The 3,445-nt window shown below is 73.1% G+C and carries 5 protein-coding genes; 3 read left to right on the forward strand and 2 right to left on the reverse strand.

Annotated elements, in window-relative coordinates; all coding sequences use genetic code 11:
• The coding region (locus ACTIR_RS27085) for a hypothetical protein (protein ID WP_199285562.1) at positions 1–277 on the forward strand (277 nt) is incomplete at its 5' end.
• A gap of 37 nt (positions 278–314) precedes the next feature.
• Here ACTIR_RS27085 and ACTIR_RS0103470 read toward each other — a convergent pair.
• Positions 315–737 (reverse strand): PPOX class F420-dependent oxidoreductase, encoded by a 423-nt coding sequence (locus tag ACTIR_RS0103470; RefSeq protein ID WP_026453235.1) that lies wholly within the window; start codon positions 735–737, stop codon positions 315–317.
• Positions 738–817: 80 nt separating this feature from the next.
• Here ACTIR_RS0103470 and ACTIR_RS0103475 point away from each other — a divergent pair, with 80 nt between their 5' ends.
• Entirely contained in the window at positions 818–1,489 is a 672-nt protein-coding gene (locus tag ACTIR_RS0103475) for a DedA family protein (RefSeq protein ID WP_026453236.1), read from the forward strand.
• Positions 1,490–1,510: 21 nt separating this feature from the next.
• Here the strand turns inward: ACTIR_RS0103475 and ACTIR_RS0103480 are convergent, their stop codons facing one another.
• The gene (locus ACTIR_RS0103480) at positions 1,511–2,146 is read right to left on the reverse strand and encodes a nucleoside/nucleotide kinase family protein (RefSeq protein WP_026453237.1); all 636 of its coding nucleotides are present in this window, start codon (positions 2,144–2,146) and stop codon (positions 1,511–1,513) included.
• A 287-nt stretch (positions 2,147–2,433) separates the two neighbouring features.
• Between ACTIR_RS0103480 and ACTIR_RS0103485 the strand changes: the two genes are divergently transcribed.
• The coding region (locus ACTIR_RS0103485; protein WP_026453238.1) for a LacI family DNA-binding transcriptional regulator at positions 2,434–3,445 on the forward strand (1,012 nt) is incomplete at its 3' end.

A 3,445-nucleotide genomic window follows, 5' to 3' on the forward strand; every position in this document is an offset into this window, starting at 1 on the left:
GTCGGCCGCGTCCGGCCCGTCGGCCGCGTCGGTGCCGACGGGCGGTACGGACGGGTCCGGGGCCGGGCTCGCCGGCGGCTACGGGCTGCTGTCCGGCGCCGACCACGATTCCCTGGAACTGCGCCGTGCGGTGTCCGGTCTCGGTGGCGAGGAGGCGGGGTCCCGGCGGAAGGATCACCGGTCGGGGTCGGCACCACTGACCCTGCGCTGGGTGTTGTTGCTCGCGGGGTCCCTCGGATTCGCCGTGGGCTCGGTGCTCGGCCTGGTCACCCTCTGACCGACGCGTCGACCACCGTCGCCGGGCCGGGCGTGTGTCACCGCACCATGCCGTACACCCGCTCGACCCGCAGCTTCAACACCAGCCTGCGTTCGGCCACCATCGCGGCGCGGAACTCGTCCCAGTCCGGATGCTCACCCGCCATCGTGCGGTACAGCGCGACGAGGTCGGCCACCGTGTCGTCGTGCGGGTCGGCGGCCGCCGGGGGCAGATCGGCGGTTCCCTCGGCCACCGCGTACGACCAGCCGTCGTCGCTGGAGACGTGATAGCTCGCCCGGGGGTCGCGCCGGAGATTGCGGGTCTTCGCCCGGTCGTCGGTGACCGAGACCAGCACGGTGTCGCTGACGGGATCGAAGTGGTGGATCACCGTGGACAACTGGGGCGGGCCGTCCCGCCGGAGTGTGGCGAGTACACCGAACCGCCGGTCGGCGAGCAGCGCGCGGAGAGCGTCGTCGGTCATACCGGCCTCAACGGCACGGGCACCCGGTCGATTCCGAATCACCGTGACCGCGTGGGTGGGCAGCAACGTAGTCTGCCGACGTGGACACGCTGCACGCCGACGCCGCGACGGTCGCTCCCGACTGGCTCATGACGGTGGGGATCCCCCTGCTCTGGGTCGTCGTGCTCAGTTTCGTGTTCATCGAGTGCGCGCTGATCCTCGGCCTGTTCCTGCCCGGTGACTCGCTGCTGCTCGGCGCCGGGATCGTGCTCGCCCAACAGGACGCGGAGGGACAGGCCTGGGCCCTGTCCGGGGTGGCACTGGTGGTCGCCGTCCTCGGCAACCAGGCCGGGTACGCGATCGGCCGGAAGACGGGGGTGCACGTGGCCACCCGCCGCGACGGCAAGGTGCTGAACCGACGGAACCTGGAACGGGCCCGGCTGTTCTTCGACCGCAGGGGCTTCTTCGCCGTCGTGGCGGCGCGCTACATCCCGTACGTCCGCACGCTCACCCCACCGATCGCGGGCGCGGCGCAGATGAACCCCGCGCGGTTCATCGTCGCCACCGTCGTGGGTGCGGTGCTGTGGGTGCCCGCCCTCGTGCTGGTCGGGTACTACGGCGCGGGGCTGCTGGATTCGATGCCGTGGCTGAAGAGCGCGTTGATGCTGGCCAGTCTGAGCTTCTTCGTCGGCGGAACCGTCTACGGGCTCTGGCGCTACCGCCAGGAGATGCGCAAGCCGAGCGACACCGAGGCGCAGACCACCCGGGCCTGACGGCCCGCCCCACGCGGCGCCTCAGACGGCGAAGTGCGGCAGGTCCATCTCCCGGACGATCAGATCGGCGCGGTCCGCGGTCCGCGCGATCAGGTCGGCGTTGCGCTGGTCCGAACCGCGGGCGCGTTGCTGGGCCTCCACGAGTGAGCGTCCGTAGCGGCGGTGCCGGGTCACCAGCCGCGCGATGCGGGCGTCCTCGTCCGGCTGCAGGTACCAGACCTCGTCGATCAGGGAGCGCAAGGTCTCCCACGGGTCGGAGTCGAGCAACAGGTAGTTCCCCTCGGTGATCACCAGCCGCACACCCGGCGGGACGGGTACCGCACCGGCGATCGGCTCCTCGATCTCCCGCCGGAACTCCGGCGCGTACACCGGCTCGCGGCCCTCCGACAGCCGCCGGACGAGATGGACGTAGCCGTGGGCGTCGAACGTGTCCGGTGCCCCCTTGCGGTCGGTCCGGCCCAGCCTGGCCAGCTCCACCTGCGCGAGGTGGAAGCCGTCCATGCCCACCACGGCCGCGTGCGAACCCAGCGCGTCGGCGATCCGCCAGGCCAGGGACGTCTTCCCCGACGCGGGCGGGCCCGCGATGCCCAGCACCGTGCGCCTGCCGGTGTCGACCAGCGTCTGCGCGCGGTCGAGCAGTTCGTCGAACGAGGTCATGTCACTCCCCTCGGAGGCCGGGCGCCCCGAACCCGGCGGACGGCGGGGCGCCGGAGCGCGTCACAGGCGGAGCGCCCGAGCGCATCGAGGAGAGCACCCGGGCGCGGCCACGGTCACGGCGGCGTGGGTGGCCGGCTCCGCCGGGAGCTCCCGGACACGGACCTCCTCCACGTCCCGCGCCTGCGACCGTAGGCGGGCGGCCGCGACTCGGCAAGCGTTTGCGCAAACGGTTGGCGATGCGGTTGGCTGACGTGCGACCCGTCGTCACCGTGCTCCAGGAGGCGATCATGGCACCGCCGCGGTCGAACCGGCCCACCCAGCGCGACATCGCCGAACTGGCCGGTGTGTCGATCACCACCGTCTCGCACGTCGTCAACGGCACCCGGGCCGTGGCACCCGAGACCCGTGCCGCGGTGCTCAACGCCGTCGAACGGACCGGCTACACGGGCGACGCCATCGCCCGGTCGCTCGTCACGGGCGGCACCCGCACGATCGGGGTGGCGATCTCCCTGCTGGCGAACCCGTACTTCGCGACCCTGATGCGGACCGTCGAACGCGAGGCCGCGGCCGCCGGGTACACGGTCCTGCTGGCGGACACGCACGACACGGCGGAGACGGAGGGCGCCATCGTCCGCGCGTTGCGCGCCCGGCGGGTGGAGGGGTTGCTGCTCACCCCGGCCCCCGGCGACGGTGCGGTGGTCGGCGAGCTGGTGTCCGTCGGGACCCCCACGGTGCTGCTCGACCGAGTGTCCACGCGCGGCGACGTCGACCAGGTCGGCTCGGAGAACATCCAGGCGTCCTCGGCGCTGACCGAGCACCTGGCCGCGCACGGGCACCGCCGGATCGGCCTGATCAGCGGCACGCCCGGGCTCGCGACCAGTGAGGAACGCATCCTCGGGCACCGGCTGGGCCTCGGCCGCGCCGGACTGCCGTGGGACCCGGACCTGCTCGCCTGCGGGTACTCCGAGTCCGGGCGGGCCGCCCACGCCTTCGGCACCCTGCTGGACGCGTCCGACCCGGCCACGGCCGTGGTGGTGTCCAACGACGCGATGTGTGTCGGGGTCCTGCACGAGGCGCGCAGGCGCGGCATCCGGATCGGGACCGACGTGGCCGTCGTCGGCTACGACGACCCGGAGTGGGCCGACCTGGTCGATCCGCCGCTGACCACGATGGCGCAGCCGGTCGCCGAGATCGGGGCGCAGGCCGTGCGGTTGCTGCTCGCCCGGATCGCCGACCCCGACCGTGCCGCCGAGACGGTCCGGCTGGCCCCCGAGCTGCGTCACCGCCGCTCCTGCGGGT

The sequence above is a fragment of the Saccharomonospora iraqiensis subsp. iraqiensis genome, assembly GCF_000430445.1.
Lineage (GTDB): Bacteria > Actinomycetota > Actinomycetes > Mycobacteriales > Pseudonocardiaceae > Saccharomonospora > Saccharomonospora iraqiensis.

Coding starts and splice junctions, on each gene's coding strand:
- ACTIR_RS0103480 (WP_026453237.1), bottom strand. CDS start 2,146: ATGACCTCGTTCGACGAACTGCTCGACCGCGCGCAGACGCTGGTCGAC.
- ACTIR_RS0103470 (WP_026453235.1), bottom strand. CDS start 737: ATGACCGACGACGCTCTCCGCGCGCTGCTCGCCGACCGGCGGTTCGGT.